The organism is Acinetobacter sp. AOR14_HL (assembly GCF_027855175.1).
GTDB lineage: Bacteria > Pseudomonadota > Gammaproteobacteria > Pseudomonadales > Moraxellaceae > Acinetobacter > Acinetobacter calcoaceticus.
Window position 1 is genome coordinate 491995 of record NZ_JAKTII010000003.1, and the last position, 17792, is coordinate 509786.

14 protein-coding genes and 2 pseudogenes are annotated in these 17792 nt (G+C 34.7%); 4 read left to right on the forward strand and 12 right to left on the reverse strand.

Annotated features, from left to right (window positions below; genetic code table 11):
* Window positions 1–95: 95 nt before the first annotated feature.
* From MKL38_RS03290 to MKL38_RS03315, 6 genes are all read right to left on the reverse strand, one after another.
* Window positions 96–893 (reverse strand): Crp/Fnr family transcriptional regulator, encoded by a 798-nt coding sequence (locus MKL38_RS03290; protein WP_005040595.1) that lies wholly within the window; start codon window positions 891–893, stop codon window positions 96–98.
* 156 nt (window positions 894–1049) lie between these two features.
* Window positions 1050–1457: an ExbD/TolR family protein gene (locus tag MKL38_RS03295; protein ID WP_270902471.1), complete on the reverse strand. Its 408-nt coding sequence runs from the start codon at window positions 1455–1457 to the stop codon at window positions 1050–1052.
* Entirely contained in the window at window positions 1457–2191 is a 735-nt protein-coding gene (locus tag MKL38_RS03300; protein ID WP_270902472.1) for a MotA/TolQ/ExbB proton channel family protein, read from the reverse strand. The genes MKL38_RS03295 and MKL38_RS03300 overlap by 1 nt, the downstream gene beginning before the upstream one ends.
* A 37-nt stretch (window positions 2192–2228) precedes the next feature.
* Complete coding sequence (locus MKL38_RS03305; protein ID WP_270902473.1) at window positions 2229–3071, reverse strand: energy transducer TonB; 843 nt, start codon at window positions 3069–3071, stop codon at window positions 2229–2231.
* Window positions 3072–3083: 12 nt separating this feature from the next.
* On the reverse strand, window positions 3084–3899 hold the full coding sequence (locus MKL38_RS03310) for an ABC transporter ATP-binding protein (RefSeq protein WP_270902474.1): 816 nt from the start codon (window positions 3897–3899) through the stop codon (window positions 3084–3086).
* A 9-nt stretch (window positions 3900–3908) separates the two neighbouring features.
* Complete coding sequence (locus MKL38_RS03315; RefSeq protein WP_231765205.1) at window positions 3909–5534, reverse strand: ABC transporter permease; 1626 nt, start codon at window positions 5532–5534, stop codon at window positions 3909–3911.
* 341 nt (window positions 5535–5875) lie between these two features.
* Between MKL38_RS03315 and adeT1 the strand changes: the two genes are divergently transcribed.
* Window positions 5876–6871: a putative multidrug efflux protein AdeT1 gene (gene adeT1 / locus MKL38_RS03320; protein ID WP_270902476.1), complete on the forward strand. Its 996-nt coding sequence runs from the start codon at window positions 5876–5878 to the stop codon at window positions 6869–6871.
* Window positions 6872–6914: 43 nt separating this feature from the next.
* Here the strand turns inward: adeT1 and MKL38_RS03325 are convergent.
* Window positions 6915–7010 (reverse strand): annotated as a pseudogene (locus MKL38_RS03325) (hypothetical protein); the annotation flags it as partial.
* A 130-nt stretch (window positions 7011–7140) separates the two neighbouring features.
* On the opposite strand from MKL38_RS03325, the gene MKL38_RS03330 reads away from it, so the two are divergent.
* Window positions 7141–7776: a 3'-5' exonuclease gene (locus tag MKL38_RS03330; protein WP_270902477.1), complete on the forward strand. Its 636-nt coding sequence runs from the start codon at window positions 7141–7143 to the stop codon at window positions 7774–7776.
* Between the two features lie 130 nt (window positions 7777–7906).
* Here the strand turns inward: MKL38_RS03330 and MKL38_RS03335 are convergent, their stop codons facing one another.
* The 4 genes and pseudogenes from MKL38_RS03335 to MKL38_RS03350 form a co-directional block, all read right to left on the reverse strand.
* Complete coding sequence (locus MKL38_RS03335) at window positions 7907–8689, reverse strand: HNH endonuclease (RefSeq protein WP_270902478.1); 783 nt, start codon at window positions 8687–8689, stop codon at window positions 7907–7909.
* Window positions 8690–8943: 254 nt separating this feature from the next.
* Window positions 8944–10212: a hypothetical protein gene (locus MKL38_RS03340; protein ID WP_270902479.1), complete on the reverse strand. Its 1269-nt coding sequence runs from the start codon at window positions 10210–10212 to the stop codon at window positions 8944–8946.
* 212 nt (window positions 10213–10424) lie between these two features.
* Window positions 10425–10566 (reverse strand): annotated as a pseudogene (locus MKL38_RS03345) (TetR/AcrR family transcriptional regulator); the annotation flags it as partial.
* A gap of 8 nt (window positions 10567–10574) precedes the next feature.
* The gene (locus MKL38_RS03350; RefSeq protein ID WP_270902480.1) at window positions 10575–11099 is read right to left on the reverse strand and encodes a GNAT family N-acetyltransferase; all 525 of its coding nucleotides are present in this window, start codon (window positions 11097–11099) and stop codon (window positions 10575–10577) included.
* Between the two features lie 160 nt (window positions 11100–11259).
* Here MKL38_RS03350 and MKL38_RS03355 point away from each other — a divergent pair, with 160 nt between their 5' ends.
* Window positions 11260–15873 (forward strand): hypothetical protein, encoded by a 4614-nt coding sequence (locus MKL38_RS03355; RefSeq protein ID WP_270902481.1) that lies wholly within the window; start codon window positions 11260–11262, stop codon window positions 15871–15873.
* Window positions 15874–15939: 66 nt separating this feature from the next.
* Here MKL38_RS03355 and MKL38_RS03360 read toward each other — a convergent pair whose 3' ends face one another.
* The gene (locus MKL38_RS03360; RefSeq protein WP_270902482.1) at window positions 15940–16488 is read right to left on the reverse strand and encodes a TetR/AcrR family transcriptional regulator; all 549 of its coding nucleotides are present in this window, start codon (window positions 16486–16488) and stop codon (window positions 15940–15942) included.
* Between the two features lie 800 nt (window positions 16489–17288).
* Here MKL38_RS03360 and MKL38_RS03365 point away from each other — a divergent pair.
* Window positions 17289–17729, forward strand: a complete 441-nt coding sequence (locus MKL38_RS03365) for an HD domain-containing protein (protein WP_270902483.1) — start codon at window positions 17289–17291, stop codon at window positions 17727–17729.
* Window positions 17730–17792 lie beyond the last annotated feature (63 nt).

The window sequence follows — 17792 nt, forward strand, 5'->3', positions numbered from 1 at the left end:
ATGAGTTTAGAAATTACCCCTTTTAAATTCTGCAACAAAAATTACATAGCATTTCTTCATTTATGCAAAATTATTCATAATTCGTCATAATCTATTTACCGCAGTAATGCTTTTAATTTGTCGATGTCTTTGACAGAGATATGATTGTATTTTGTTTCTATAATGCCTTCTTCAACAAACCACTGAATTTCCTTTCTTATACTTTGTCTCGATATTTTTAAAAGTTCAGCCAAATTTTCTTGCGAGAGCTTTAATAAAACTTCGATGCCTTTTTGAGTTTGAGTAGAAAAAAATTCGATTAAATAAATGAGCTGTCGGGCAATTTGTACTTTTAAAGGTTGCGTAGAAGTGTGATAGATATCATTGTCTAAAAGACGTGTTCTCTGGCATACCAATTTTAAAACCTGATATAGCATGCGCGAATTGTGCTGTATGGTGTGCTTAAAGATATGTTCAGGAATGGTTGCTATTACAGTTGCTTCATGTGCAATATATTCATGCTCTAGTGCAGATTCAGAAATAAGATAGACAATATTTAATAGTGCACCTGTCGGAATAAAACGATGAATAAGATATTTTCCATCGTATGAATTCCAACCTAACTTGAGTACACCACTTAAAACAATGATCAGTTCACGGCAGTTTTGATTTCTTGAATATAGTACTTGTCCTTGATAAAGATGCTTTATCTTAATTTCATTAAATAAGTTCTGCTTTTCTTCAAGCGAACATGCATCCATAAACTCACATTCTGACAGCATTTGTTCTGCCAGTTTTTTATATTCAAAGGTAATGTTGAAATCTTGATAACGATTAACATGAGTTTGATCTAATAAATCTAAAAAATGCTCATAGTTATTTCTTTTTGTCTCGTTATAAACAAGTGTTGTCATTCGCTATCTCACCATTCAATTGAAGCTCTAAAATAGACCATACAACCTCATCGTGAAATTCAAGTTTAATATAAATTTAGATTAAACAATTATATGAAAATCAAGATCTCAAATTTGGATCTTGATTTTCTTTCTTCCTATTTCTTTTAAGAGAACTTAAGACTTAGGCGATGTAATAACTGATAGTTTATCAACGCCTACCCGTTCTATGCTGGCCAGTAACTTGGCAACCGTACCGTAAGGAACCGTCTCATCTGCATTCAGGTTCAGAGCCAGTTTAGGATTGGCCGCCTTACGCGTTTGAATGGCCTGTTCAAAGTGTTCAAGAGTGACTCGGTCTTTGTCCAGATAAATTTCCCCTTTTGGATTAACACTAATGACCACCGCCTTAGTTTGATCTGTCACCTGCGTCGGTGCAGCTTTTGGTAAGTTCACCTTAACAGTATTGGTCAGTAAGGGCGCCGTAACGATAAACACAATCAACAGAACCAACATCACATCCACTAAAGGGGTAATGTTGATCTCGCTAATCACATCATCTTGTTCCGATGTTGAAATTGTCATTATGCATATACCTTATCTTTATTTTGGGTATGGCTTAAATCGCTGGCTGGAGTACTCGTGTTTGTTGTTTTTACCTTGACTGTCTTAAGCTGGAAACCTGATTTTTGGTTTAGGCTAACAAAGTCAGTTGCAAAGTCATCCAGTTCTGCGCCAATAGTTTTTACTTTACGCACAAAATAGTTATATGCCAGTACCGCTGGAACAGCCACTGCAATCCCGATGCCTGTTGCAACTAGCGCTTCACCAATCGGCCCTGCAACGACATCCATACTGGCATTACCCGAATGTGCAATCGCCTGTAAAGCATGGATAATCCCAAAGACTGTACCAAATAGCCCAATGAAAGGTGCATTATTACCAATTGATGCGAGCAAGGCAGAGCCTTTTTCTAGCTGGCGACGTTCTGACAAAATTTGTTTGCGTAAGTGGCGCTCGAGTAAATCTTGACGACTCCAGCTATGTTGTAAATCTTGATGCGTATCATCGTCTGCATCAGCAAGTGTTTTAAAACCAGTATGTGCAATGCGTGCCACAGGTCCTTGTCCTACTTCCGATTTTTGAATGGCATCTTGAAGATTTTTGGCACTCCAGAATTCTTCTGCAAAGGCTTTACTTTGACGGTTGGCTTTTTGGGTTTGAACCAGTTTAATGACAATCAAACCCCACGTCACAATTGAAAAAGCAACCAATAACCAGATAGTCCCATCGTGGATCAGGGAGTTGATATCACTCATGTTAAAATTCCTTATAGATCAATATTAAGTTAAAAAATTATTTCGGGAGTTGATAGTGAATTGGAACATCGACCCAACCTTCAACTGGTGTTTTTCCTTTTAAGGCGGGTGAGAATTTCCATTGTTTTACGGTTCTAATCGCCGCACTATCGAGTATTTTTTTGCCGCTACTCTGTTTGACTGTCACGCTATCAGGACTGCCATTTGGCAAGACTTTCACCCTCAAGATAACTGAGCCTTCCCAACCTCGATCGAGAGCCTGTTCAGGATATTCAGGTGCTGGGTTACTCAAATAACCCGCATAGCCTTTTGCTTCTGTAACAGGTAAGTTGTCATCAGCAGCTTTCGCAGGTACATCAGCGGGTTTTGAAACGGGTTGCTGAACAGGAGCCGCCACCACATTTTTACTTAAGGGTTCTGCTACAGGTCGCGGTTGCTCTACTGCCTTATGCGGTTCAACAGGTTTCGGCTGTTCAACGTGTTTCTGTACTGGTTTTGGTGTTTCTATTTGCTTTTGTACAGGCTGAGGTGTCTGGCTAACAGGCGGAATCTTTGGCTTTTGCACCACTGGAGGAATTTTAGGTTCAATCACCTTGGGTGGTTCAGGTGGTTTGACAATCTCTATCACCACAGGGTCAGGTGTTTTGACATCAAGCTGAGGCGTAGGAAGTTGTTTGGCGATATACCAGATTCCCAAATGTGCCGCAGCAACGGCGACAATCGCGATTGCTAAAGCATTCTTTTTTGGCTCAGCAGGATTATTTCCAACATCTACGTTATGTCTAAAAGGATCATTAACCGTGGTTGTATGGGTGACCTGATTGGATAATTGCTCAAATAAAAATGCTTTTTTGATCGAGCCTTGACTAAATTCACTCATCAATAACTCCTATTAACCAATTTTGTCTTCGGTCAAAATCCGAAAAATCTGTTCTTTTAGTTGATGCAATTCAAAACTTGAACGATTTCGAGGACGCGGTAAGTTGATGGGAATAATCTGCTCAACACGACCAGGTTTGGGTTTTAAAATCACCACACGATCTGCCAGAGTTACAGCTTCTTCCACATCATGCGTAATAAAAACAGTGGTCATTTTTTGTTGGGATTGAATGCGTAGCAATTCATTTTGCATTTGATGCCGTGTTAATGCATCCAAGGCACCAAACGGTTCGTCTAACAGGAAAATGCGTGGTTGCACAACAAGACTGCGTGCAATGGCTACACGTTGAGACATCCCGCCAGATAGTTGGTGTGGGTAGGCCTTTTCAAAGCCATTTAAGCCAATCAGCTCAATTGCTTTCTGGACCAGAATATCTTTATCACGTGCAGTTAACGCCTCATTTAATAAACCCAGCTCAATGTTTTGCTCAACGGTAAGCCAAGGAAATAAGCGATGTTCTTGAAAGACTACCGCTCGATCGCCGCCAATCCCGCTTACATCGGCACCATCAATTAAAATCCGACCATCAAAATCTTGGTCTAGTCCTGCCAAAAGACGTAAGAGCGTAGATTTACCGCAACCACTGCTACCCACAATCGCAATAAACTCTCCCTCTTTAATTTCTAGATTAAAGTCATGAATGACTTTGACAGGTTGTTGATTAACAACAAAAGACTTATGAACATGGTGAAATGCCACACGTGTTTGAGCATTAGATTGAAATGAATGGTGATGTTTTTCAGTATTTGTATTAAGGGTAATTGTCATGATCGGACCTCAATTTTTTCGCCAAGATGTTGCGTAGTTTTCAGTTATTTTGCCCAGCCAAGCCAGAATCGCGCCCAAACCAGCGACCAAAACAGTTGCCGCTATTACACGGTCCATTTCAAAGTTTTGCTGTGCTGCCATCATGTAGCTACCTATGCCAATTCCAGAGCCCATCAAGTATTCAGCTCCAAAAGATGCCATCCACGAATAAAGTAATGCCAGTCGAAACCCAGCGAACATTGAAGGTGCAATGCTAGGTAAAATCAAAAGCGTTAAGCGTTGAAGCAATGTCATTCTTAAGGTGCTTGAGACTTCAACAAGCTGCATTGGAATGCTCGACATGCCTTTCCAAGTCGCAATAAACATCGGAAAAAATGTCGCTATTGAAATGAAAACAATTTTTGATAAATCTTCGAGTCCGAACCACGCTGTCAGTAGTGGAATCCAAGCAAAAATAGCAATTAGACGTAATGTGTTGAGTGTGGGTGCCAACAGATTTTCAATCGGCTTAAATAGACCCACCACAATTCCCACTGAAGCACCAATTAACCCACCAATAAGTAATCCCAAAATTGCGCGATAAAGGCTGTAATACATGGCAGTGGTGAGTGAAAAATCTTGAATGCCTAACCACAGCGCCTTTAATACTGCCCATGGTGCAGGCAAAATTTGACTCGAAATCAAGCCAAACCAACTGCTCATTGCCCAAAGCGCTATTAAGCTCAAAGGCAAAACCCATGACTTGAAAACATCGGTTCGGCTTTTTTTGTGAAAAGCATGAGCACTTAAAGCAGCATGTGGCCAGAACACAAACTTACGTTCAATTCGATGTAGGATAAAATCGAAAATAATTCCAACAGACGCGATCACAAAAATCGTGACAAAGACAATATCGAGCTGAAATAGCTGACGACCTGTCACCATCAAATATCCAATGCCTTCCGATGAAGCTAATAACTCAACAGCAATTAAGCTCGTCCAGCCTGCTGCAACAGCTAGTCTTAAACCCGTAAAGAAATATGGAAGTGTGGCTGGTAGTACAAGTTTTGTGAGCAAGGTTAGTCGATTAAACTGTAAGATTGCTGCCATTTCTTTGAGTTTAGGTTGAATATCACGTACCCCTGCCTGAGTATGTAAGGCAATCGGCACCATCGTAGCTTTGAAGATTATGAAAATTTTTAAACTATTTTCGATGCCCAGCCAGATCATTAGCAGAGGCAACCAAGCCAATGTTGGGATAATCACCAACGCATAAAACGTTGCCGATAGGTATTGTTCTGCAATACGGCTATAGCCAAGTAAAACACCTAGAAATACGCCGCCTAATACACCTGACAATAAACCAAGACCAAAGCGCTCAAGACTGATCGCAAGCTGTGACCATAGATCTTGAGATGAGATTTCAACAAAAGAATTCCACGTGTCTTTTGGGGTAGGTAAAATTTGAGCAGGCATCCATTGTTCGTTTGACGCGATCCACCAAAGTAAGAATAAACAAAGAGGTACAATCCAATAGATCGCAAGCGAGTTAAAATACCCAACAGAAATGAACCATTGTTTCTTGGTATTCTTCCAGACAATGCCGGATGAGTTTTTTTGCGAAATTATTTCTTTCATATCTCGATACATATCCATACATTCTGTTTTATTGAACTCTCAGAATGTTTAACTAAACGTATACCTGATGATCATCTGTTCACGGCATTCAGTTCTGATGTGAGACGTGTTGTGATCACCTGTGGTGTTATGCTCTGGATGAGTGTAAAGAGAGATGTTTTGTTTAACTGTCTACACAGGTACAAAGATCAGAAAATATTTTTATTTATAAATATGAGATAAAGATAAGGTATTTAGAAAACCACCTAGATAAAGCTGTCTTTTGACTTTTTCCCTTAAAATTTTTGTTTAAATGTCATATCTAATCTGACTACGACTTATAAAATAATTTTTATAATTTAAATAATGGATAACTAAATATGGATCGTTTTAAAATTATTTTATTTATTACAAGTACATGTTTAACAACAACTCTTTATGCAAAACAACAAGTCGTCTGTGTTTTTGACCCAATTGGTAAATCGGGAGATGCTTTCGCTCTAGCTAAAGATTATGCACTTGAAGCCAAAAATTGGGGAGCTGATATATCTTTAAAAGCATATGTTGATGAACGAGTCGCAGCTGAAGATTTAAAAGTCGGAAAATGTGATGGCGCTATTATTAGTGGCTTACGTGGGCGTCAGTTTAATAAATATACAGGATCTTTAGATGCTCTTGGCGCATTAACAAATATGAAAACGGCAATTAATGCCTATAAGCTGTTGTCCTCACCGATGGCAGCAAAAAACATGGTTGTAGGTCCTTACGAAATTGCAGGTTTAGGCACAATTGGACCTGCATATTTATTTGTAAATGATAGAAGTATCAATACACTCGCTAAAGCTGCCGGTAAAAAAATTGGGGTATTTAAATATGATGAAGCCCAACCAAAGCTTGTTCAACATGTTGGTGGTCAGGCTGTATCTGTAGACGTCACCAATGCCGGTGCAAAGTTTAATAACCATGAAATTGATATTGTGCCCGCTCCTATTGTGGCATTTAAACCTTTTGAGCTACACAAAGGTTTAGGTGAGAAAGGAGCAATCATTCGTTTTCCTTTAACTCAAATTTCGGCAAACTTCATTATTCGTAAAGATCAGTTTCCAGCAGGTTTTGGGCAAAAGTCGCGGACTTGGGTAGCCAGCCAACTAAATAGAACGTTTGGCATTATTGCTAAATATGAAAGTGATATTCCTTCAAAATATTGGATGGATATTCCTAAAAATGAACAATTAAACTATATGAAAATGATGCGCGAGGCACGAATACAGCTAACCAAGGCAGGTATCTACGACCCTAAAATGATGAATTTTTTGAAAAAAGTGAGATGTAAAGAAAATCCAAGTAATTTTGAATGTGCGTTAAACGATGAATAAACACTCAAAACATATGGACATCTTATTTTAAGAGATTCTACCCTCAGTTATTCATTTCCTCTCGGGCTTGTTGTGGCGTTTTACCCGACCACTCTTTATAAGCCCGTGTAAATGGGCTGTGCTCGGCATAACCTAACAGCTAAACATATCACTTACTAATATCATTTCAATATTAAGATAAGTTAACTTAGTGCTATCTTTGACTTAAAGCTATTATGATGAAAAGTGTTGTGCTTTTAATACCTAATTTCTAATAGAGAAAGCGTTTTATGAATGTTTCGCCAATCATTGTGCTTGATTTCGAGACCACAGGAGTCAGCCCTGAGGCTGGTGATCGTATTACAGAAGTCGCGGCTTTACGTATTGTAGAAGGTGAAATCACAGAACGTTTTGTTTCATTAATAAACTGTGGTGTAAATGTTCCATACTACATCACAAAGTTGACTGGTATTACTCAAGATATGGTTAATCATGCTCCTTTAGTGGAAGTAGTCATTCCTTCTCTATTGGACTTTATTGGAACAGATCCTTTACTTGCTCACAATGCAGGATTTGATGAGAAATTCCTAAAAGCAGAAAGTATGCGACAGGAATTAAATCCATCACACAATGGACTCATTTGTTCTTTGAAACTTGCTCGCCGTATTTTACCTCATCAACCCAGTTATCGACTTGGGGCAATGGCAGACTTATTTAATATTAAGTTTAATGGCACAGCTCATCGCGCAGAAGCAGATGCTGAAGTTACGGCTCAATTATTCAACTATCTTTGTACGAATATTTGTCACACATATGGCTTCAATAGCATTGATCAAGATTTATTGTTAGCCATTAATAAACTTACTATATCTAGAGTACCGAAATACCTAAAAAATATAGCTGCCCAATCCTTACTTCTTAAATAGCAATCCATAGGCGACATTCCCTGCTAATTTACAGGTGTCCTCATGACAAATTTAAGATCTCATTTTTCGACATAAATCAAAAATCTAAAGCAACTGCCTATTTTTTCAAAAAATTATTTAATTAATATTGTTACACCACACTCCTGTTAATCATTTTTTGTAGATCCTCGACTGTTAATGTTTTATCTCTTTTTCTATGAATAACTGCATGGCAGTTTGCACATAATGGGACTAGATCTGTCTCAGGATTTACTACTTTTTCACCTGCTGAAAAAAGCGGCTCTATATGATGAATATGAATAAATCCTTTAGCATAATGACCATAAAATTCTTCAAAATTAAAGCCACATGCAGCACAAGTATAACCATGAATTAGAAGTGCTTGTTTTCTAAGCTTATGATCTCTTTCATACTTTGTACTAATTTGTAGAGTGGGTTTTCCTTCTACTCCAGATTCAAAATTTTGGTTGTCCTCATTAGATAATAGTGTTTTTGTTTTTGAAACAGGCCCTAAATTTGCCAGGCTTATAATTGCATTGTAAGTATCATCATCAATCTCTCGTACACCATCTCTCCAATAATTCTTTTTCTTATTTTTAGGAATTTTTTCTAAATATTCATTATTTTTTTGAAAATCAACTGCTTGAATAAAAGGCCTAAAATTAATAATTTCCGCTAACAGCTCTTTGTCATTATTGATGGAAATAACGTCTCCTACCTCAGCGATACCAAAATAATGAGGAGTCTTACTTAGTCGACGAGATTCAAAATTTTTATCTTTCATCCGACCTTTGTAATAAATAACTTTTTTACCAGTTAAGAGTAAATCCTTATATCTTTTAGGAAAATGATAAACTTCCCCTGTTAAATCATCCCATTGGGAAATATCATTTTCTACAATAACTGTTGGCATCTTTATTCCTAACTAACTCAATTTAAAATATTAAAAATTGAATTAAACTTACTGGTCATACCCTTATCAGGAGTTCTATGAGATTAAGAAATCAATAACTTAAAAGATAAAATTTCTTATATGAGTATCAATTTTCCTCTTAATTAAATGAATGATCCAATAAGTATTCTCTCTTAAAAAACATATACTAGAACTATGGCTACCCCCATAGTTCTAGAGTTTATTATACTGATGTCAACTGAGAATTTTTCGATTTAAGAAATATTTGCTGCTTCTAAAAGCTCAAATTCTAATTTTTTTACATTCTGTTCGATTTGTATTTTCGTATCTTCAAGCCCTATATATCGTAGTATTTTGGCCTCGTCCGAGAAATAACGATTATTAAGTATCTTATTTTCTTCTGTGGTTAAACCTTCAATATCACTGATTTCTTTTTTATAAAATGGAAAAATATCACCAAGATTATTATAAACCAATCCCTTAACTTTGAAATTCTCAATTATTTTTTGAAAATTCACATCAAACGTCAATATTGCAGGAAAAAAATACCTCGCCTCTTTATCTAGTTTAAAAGTCGAAGCCTCTTCTAGATTTCTAAAATGTAATACATCCCATGTCATATTTTTAACTTCATCGAGTATATTAATTTTTCTTAATTGTATATGTTTAAAAAAAAGTAAGTTTTGTTTCATAATAAAAAAATCTCTTGCTAAAAAAGCTTCACGGATACTAAGAGCAGATAAATATTTTTCATTATAATAAAAATATAGATCCATTTTTTCAAAAAGTGTTTTATTTGCATACTTTAACTGAATAATTGAAATTATTAACAATAAAATATACTGTATATTAAACCTTCTTGTAATACTTTTAATTAAGTTCTCATTCTGTAATGAATGTATTTTTTTAGAAATAATTTCTTGTGCAGATTTTATTAACTCTGTTTCAGTTTTCTTTGACCGGATACCTCCTGTTTTAATATAAAAATCTGAATCAAAATTTCTTAGAAATTCATATGCTTTAATTTTATTAAAAATTTTATCAACTTTATTTTGATCTAAAAAGTTAAATGAATTTTCTAATATATAAGGACTAGCATCGACAAAAACATCATCACGCGAAATAAAATCAAAAACTTCTTTGATTTTATCATGTAATTGATTATTTTTTGGAGTATAAATAAATGGTTCAAGATAACTTAAAGCCATCGTATCTAAAGATATTGAATAGTCAAATAAAAAATCAGATTTACCATATATCTTCATTTGTTTATAAGTAACTTCATCTAATAAGAAAACTTTTTTTTCACTAAAGAGACTCTTTACACTTGCACCTTTACTAAACTCTTTATCAATAGAATGACCAGTTACTACACCTACATCATTATCAAACGTTAGAATAAATTTATAACCTATCAGATCAGAAAAATATCTTTCATATATCTTCAGCGAAGATTCAAGATCATTAGCATGAACAATATTATATATAATTTCTTGAAGGTCTAACTTTTTAAAAAGATCCATAAAATATTAAAATTAATAACTTTAAAAACTATACTCTACACTAATTATTAAAAATATAAGTATAAATATTGCTTAAATTCATAAATATTTTTTATTTTAAGGGTATTAGTATTATTGAACTAATGTAACTTATAAACCTTACAAATTTATTAAGAATACAGCGACCCTTTATGAAGTTATTATACGAATAAAACCATTTAATCAAATTCATCTCAACTTAAGCCCTGAATGACAGCGCCTTCAATCATATATAAAAATAGTTTGGTATCGGTAAGACTTAAGCACTCTAAGCTGGCTATATATTTCGTTAGTAAGCTATGTTCTATATCTCACAGAGGTTGTATAAGCTTTTGGAAGTATTTCTAGTTTCCAACAAGCCTCTTATAATAAATAGCTGTGCCGTCGTAGTTCCCATTTGAACTTAATGCAAAGCTAGGGATTACGCCGACTCGAACAAATCCAATCTTGCCATATAAAAGTTCGGACACATCGCCTTCACGCGTATCTAAGACAAGTAAGCGTAGACCTTTTTCTTTTGAAAAATTTTCTAATTCATTCATTAGTAATGTAGCTATTCCTTGTTTTCTTGCTGATGTAAGCACCATGAGTTTTTCAACTTCGGCTCTGTGAATTCCGTTCTTTTTACTCACCAAGGACAATTGAACACTACCTACAATTTTTCCTTCTTGAATAGCAATCCATAGACGGCTATTACCTTGTGCTAATTTATGGTTGACCTCACGCCAATAATTTAAGACCTCGTTCTTTTCTACGGGCGCCAAAAAACCTATTGAAGCTCCGCTATTGATAGAATCTTCTAACAATAACGATAGGTCTTCTTCATAATCGCCAATTTCATTGATCTCTAAAATTTCAATGTCTTTCATATTTTTTCTCAAAGTTATTTGAATAAAATTTACTAATTTTTAATCTTTACCTATTAAATTTAAAAATATTGAATCTCCCATATATTATCAACGTTACTTATTGGAAAATTAGAAAAAAATATATAAATTATAATGATAAAAATATTTTAAAAATTGAGGAATGTTTGTGTCTTTAGAACCAGGTGGCCTTGCAGAAAAAATTGGCAATCGTTATGAATCTTCTTGGGTAGCATTTCAACTCTTAAAATTATTAGATGAAAAAATTTCTTATGTACAAGTAGAACCTATTGGTCCAGATGAAGATGCTGTAGATGTTATTATTGGTAATCTGGATGGATCTAGAGAACATCATCAATGCAAAATTGGAAATGTTTCTGATGATGCTTGGTCTCTTTCCACTCTTCAATCTAAAGAACTTCTAACAAAGGGTTTTCAACACATTCTATCTGGCTCAAAGTCTTACAAGGTAGTTTCAAGAATTGGTTTTAGATTACTTGAAGATATCTGTGAAAGTGCTCGAAATAGTACAGGTTCAAGCTCTGATTTTTACAAATATCAAATTCAAAATATTAGTGAAGAACGGCGTAAATTATTTAGGGAATTGTGTACAAAATTAGGATTAAGCTCGTCAGATTCAGATGATTTAGATAAAGTTTTTCAATTTCTTAAAGCTTTTGAAGTAACACAATTTAATGAAGATGATGTGGATAATGCATTATTTACACTAATAGCTGAAAAATTAGTTTATCAACCTCCTAGTCATCTTGTTCATTTCCTTCAAACTTACCCTGTTAAGTGCGGTAAGCTAAGAACACCTATTACATCTCATATTCTTAAAACAGATTTAGAAGACCACCACTTTTCCTTTAAAACCTATCCGGGTGATCCTCATATATCCGCTGTATTAGCAATGCTAAATGATGAATTTGATCACTCAATTGAGCCTTATTTAATATCACGACAAAACATTCAACGTGCTGAGTTCAGTACTACACTAGATACTGTTAACAATAACCCAATTACAATAATTAAAGCTGATGCAGGGGTTGGAAAGAGTGCATTTTTATTAGATTTAAAAAAACATTTTGTTCGATCTGGAACTATTGTTCTTCCTATTCGACTAGATAGACGAGTTCCTGAAAAAAATCTTGATCAATTTGGAAAAGATTTAGGATTTCCATATTCTCCTATTTCTTGCTTACAAAAATATGGACAGGGTCAAGAAATTATCATCTTGCTCGATCAATTAGATGCTCTTCGTTGGACTGCTCTTCACTCATCAAATGCATTAGATATATGTATTAAAATGGTTAAGGAAATTCTTTTACTACGTCAACATGCTAGTGCCCATATAAAAATTATTATGGCGACAAGAAACTTTGAGCTCGAAGATGATGTACGTCTAAAAAATTGGATCAGTGGACTCGACAGTGATGTCAAACAGATAGAACTAAAACTCTTTGAATCAGATCAGATTAAGCCATATATTAGCCAATTTGAAGAATATGAACAGTTGAGTAATGAGCAAAAAAATATTTTAAAAATCCCTTTATGGCTAGGTATTTACATGGATCTAGCCAATGATTTAGGGTGCGCTCCTAAATTTACAACCAAATTAGATTTAATCAAATTTTTCATCGATGATAGATTTAAACAACTCACTGATAGTCATGGTATTTCTACAGCAGATAGCGAAAATTTATTCAATGAAATTATAAATTTGATGAATCAAGCTAACAAATTAAGTGTTTCATCAACTCAATTATCAAATGGTTCATCAGAAATTAAGAAAGCTATGATTTCTGTTGGATTGCTCTCTGAGCAAAATAGAGAAATTAGTTTTAGACATCAAGCCATTTATGATTATGAAATAGGAAAAAAGTTATATTCGTTTGGCCTTAATTCGGCTGAAGAATTTATAAGGGAATTAGGCTCAAGAAATCAACAAACTCTATTAAAACGAGAACATCTCAGATATGCACTCGCAATGTTATATGAAGCAGATGAAAGAGCTTTCTGTAATTGTATTGAGGCAGTTCTTTTTCATGCTGAAATCCGTTTCCACTTGAAGTCATTGGTCTTTAGTACATTACGGCATATAGAAAACTTTAAAGTTCCCCTTAAAAAGCTTATAAATAAGATTATTGTAGATTCTGATCTAGCACCTCATTTTATAAGATTAAGTTGTATTGGATCTCCTGCCCTAGTGCAATATTTATTGGAAAGTCAGCATCTAAGTCATTGGCTAGATGCTGATGTAGAACTACAATCCCAAGCTCTTGAACTTTTAAGATCAATCGCTGAAAAATCTCCAGACCTATTGATGAATGAATTATCCAGATTTATAAATCAATCGGAAGAATGGAATCAGAAAATATACAATTGTTTATGTTGGAATATGAGTGATGATTCGGAGGAATTATTTAATCTCCGTTTAGAACTTATAAATTCTGGAGTTAAGAGTCATTATATTTTTTGGGATGATTTAACAAAAAAATATCCTTTTAGAGCTTTGCATCTATTAGAACTAATGTGCAATGAAGAATCACATGCAAGACTAAGCTCAAGAGAAGAATGGTCTGATTACGACACAGAGTGTGTTGAAAAGCTTGCTGAAAGCCTTTCATACGCTGTTCTAAAGGTCTTTTTACCTTTTTTAGATCAGTATTTTGCAGAACCTCTCATGGACGATACATACAAATGGTCTAACGATTACGGTACAAGAACACCACTTGAGACTTTTATCTATAAAGCCTTGTTCACTCTTGTCATTAAAGCTTCTCAGAATATGGCTACACAACCTAATGAGCTTTTTCAACTATTAGCCCCATTTAAAAATAATCTCAATCTAATATTTAATCGTATATATGGTAATGCCCTTTTTAATCTTGAGATAAATCATGCTGATTTTGTAATTAAATGGCTGTTAGACAACCCAAATCATACATTCAAATTAGCAAATGATTATGAAGAACCAGTTTGGATATTAGCGGGTAAACTAATAGAAAAATTTTCACCTCATTGTGATCAAGAAAACTTTGAGCAACTTGAAAATACAATTTATTATTTTCCCCCTAATTATGAATTAGAAAAAATTAAATGGTATTTAGAGGCTACACGCGAAAGCTGCTACGTACCTTATTGGGGAAAAACTCAATACTTTTTATTACCAAAATTAGATCCATCACGTTTTACTAATAAAACCGCACAACTGATTCAGGTACTCAGTCGTAAATTTGAAAAATACACGGATGATAATTTTTGTCACAGATCCATTGGAAGAGCAGGATTTGTTAGATCACCAATCAAGAACTATTTTGTGCTCTCTAACAAGGCTTGGAAAAAACTTATCACTAGCGATGCGCATAAATTTAGTGCTACTAAGTTTAGAACAGATTTTACAGAGGCAACTATCCACCAATTTTCAGGTAACTTCAGAAGTGTTGTCAATGCTGAACCTAAACGTTTTGCAAAATTTGCTTTAGCCTTACCTAAAAATATTCATCAGGATTATATTGATGCTTTGTATTCAGGGTTAAGCGAAAATAATCTTGATCAAGTTCCAGAGCATCTAAAAGAGCAATGGATTCCTTGTCCTATTGAATTAATTGAGCAAGTTATCGATCATTTTTCAACTTCAAATTATTCCCGAGCACTCCAAAAACTACTTTCTGGAAGAGTTAAATTACTATCTCCTAAATATATAAAACTACTAGAAGATATTGCTTTGTCAGCGGACGACCCGCTACCTGATAAGTTGAATATTCATAGAGGAAATCAACTTAATCAATTAGATGAAATTTCAAGCAATGATTTATTCGGCAATACTATTAATTGTACAAGAGGAGAAGCTTATCGAGGTCTAGCAGAGAAATTCTGGGATAATAAAGAATACGCACTTTCTCACAAATATATTATTGAAAATGCTTTAAATGATGAACATGCAGCAGTAAGAATGGCAACTGCTGATTTACTACTACCTATGTATAATTATGATCGTAATTATGCTTTTCAAAAATTTATAAAGCTATGCCAAAAAGATATAAGAAACACATTAAGCCATGGATATTATTACTATTTTAATAATGCATTTAGTAGTGAATTTAAAGAGTCATTTATAACCCTTGTTAAAATAATGCTGGACTCTCCATATCAAGATGTTAGAAAAGAAGGTTATAAACAAATCTTTGCTCGATGGTTATTCAATGATTTATTTAAAGAAGAATTGCAGCAAGGACTCGAATCAAAAAATCATGAAAGCCTTTTTGGCTATGCTTCCGTGATTAACCAACTTCTGGGCGATGATACAAAAGGATATGATCACTCAAAAATGAAACAAATTTTTGAGATCTTAGTTAATTCAGAAAACGAGGAAATCCTAAAAAAAATGGGCAGATTCTTCAACCAAAAGTTCTGGTCGAAAAAATATGCTCGTGAGTTTTTTGAAATATATGTTCACTCAAAGGCCTTAAATCATAATGTTTATAATGTTTTACATTCAATAGAAGAAAGCTCTATGAATATGGCTCAATTTAGTGAACTTATTATTATTATGATTCAAAATATTCTTAAATTAAAAACTCAAGATTTAGTAAGCCATTTGGATACAGATGCTATCATCAGAGTTATTAAACAATTATATGATCAAGCAGAAAATGATAAAGATGATGAAACACTAGATTATTGCTTAGATATGTGGGACGAGCTATTAGCCAGTAATCATTCATTCATAAGGAATATGACAGATAAGCTTGATTTGGGACTTCTAGCATAAATAATTTAAATATCTGAAAACCGTACCACAATAATTAAACTCTAATTGAGGGTACGGTGCTTTCCCTCACCCCATCCCCCTCAAAAACAGCTCAACCACGCTCTCATTAACTTGATCCGAGCTTAAACGCTGAATAATGGCGCCTTCGATTAAATATAAAAATAGTTTGGCATCAGTAAAGGAAGCATCGGGTTTAAGTGCTCTAAACAGGCTATAGATTTCATTGATGAGCCATATTCTATATCGCACGGCGGTTTGGTAGGCTTTTGGATGAGTCAGTTTTGTTTCAAAAATGGCTTTAAATAATAAGTAATACAGCCCGTCTAGGTCTGCATGTAAAAGATAGAGCTTTTTGAGTTTATCCATTGCGTTTGTGTCGTGGTCATACTCAACAATAGAAACCACTTTTTCTTTTAAGCGTTCTTTTTGCACAATCAGGCAGATTTCTATCAACCGTTCTTTTGAGTGAAAGTAGTTATAAAAAGTCGCTTTGGTAACTTCACACTCTTTCACAAGTCTGTCGATGCCGACCAGATGAAATCCGTTGTAGTGAAATAACTCAATTGCTTTATTTACGACTTGTAATGCACGTGTTGGGAGAACTAAATGTGGCATATTTTTACCGCTATAAAAATTATTGTTGTATATAAATGGGATGTAAAAACCGCGGCCTTTGGGGAGAAAAAAGGCATAGCAAAGCCGTAAAGACTATGCGCAGCACATCTCAAGTTTTAATTGTTGCTAAGTTTTAAGTAATAACGAGCTAAAGCCTGAAAAAGCCTTACGGCGATCAAGCTGCGTTAAGTGTTTTAAGCTGTGTTGTTATAGCTTTTGGCAATGGTTGCCAAGAAATGATGGATGTGCAAAGCCAACTCCTTATTTATGGAGTTCTGCCAAGACATTAGAATTATGGTGGCAGAACGAGCAAGGGTTCGCAGACTGATAGTAAAGAATCAGCACACCCGAAGGTGTCCCTCACTCGTCCTACCGCAACAAGCGAGGGACGATCGATATACACAAGAATACTCCTCAGAAGGAATAATCTGATGCACTTTACTAAACGGTCTGCGACAACCGACTGGCAATGTAGGCCAGCCCGCAAATGGTAATCTCCAATATTTGAAGTGTCAATGTGAAATTGGCTAGAAAATATTTAAATAATTATTGTTTTTCATTTAATTAGATAATTAAGGAAACTCTTAAGTAATATTTGTAATCTACCTTTACATCATTAAGTTAAAGTTTAAAATTTCAAAAACTTAAGGTCTAGATTGGCTCATATCAACTAAGAATGAATAAATAAAATGAGTAATTACTCTTATGCCTAATTTGAGTATTCAGTATAAACTTGTTATTTAAGCGACCCATCTCACAAATTAGGCCGCGTCATATACTTAAAGTGATAAGAGCAAAAAATGACTCAAAATAAAGTTGAATTAGCAGAGAAATTGTCAAAAGAATCGCATCAAGGTCAAAAGTATGGTCCTCATGATTACTTTGATTACCATATTAAAGGTGTGGTCAATTCATTAATTAAGCACCGATTTTCAGAAGTCTATATTATTACCGCCCTTCTACACGATAGTGTTGAAGACACACCTCTTACTCTAGACAAAATCGAAAGCTTATTCGGAAAAGAAGTCCGTGATGCCGTTGATGCATTAACTAAACGGGAAACTGAAACACGCGAAGAATATTTAATTCGTTGTAGTTCGAATCCGATCGCTCGAGTCGTGAAACTTCATGATGCAGCCTTTAATGCGCATAACTCGCATAAGGACAATAATCACCCGCGTGTAGATTATTACCTTCAAACCATGTTAATTGTTTCAACAGCCCAAGATAGGTTGGAATGAAAAGTTCAAATTAGCTAGGTTTATAAAATATAAGACGATCAATTTGATTTTGTAACGTAATCA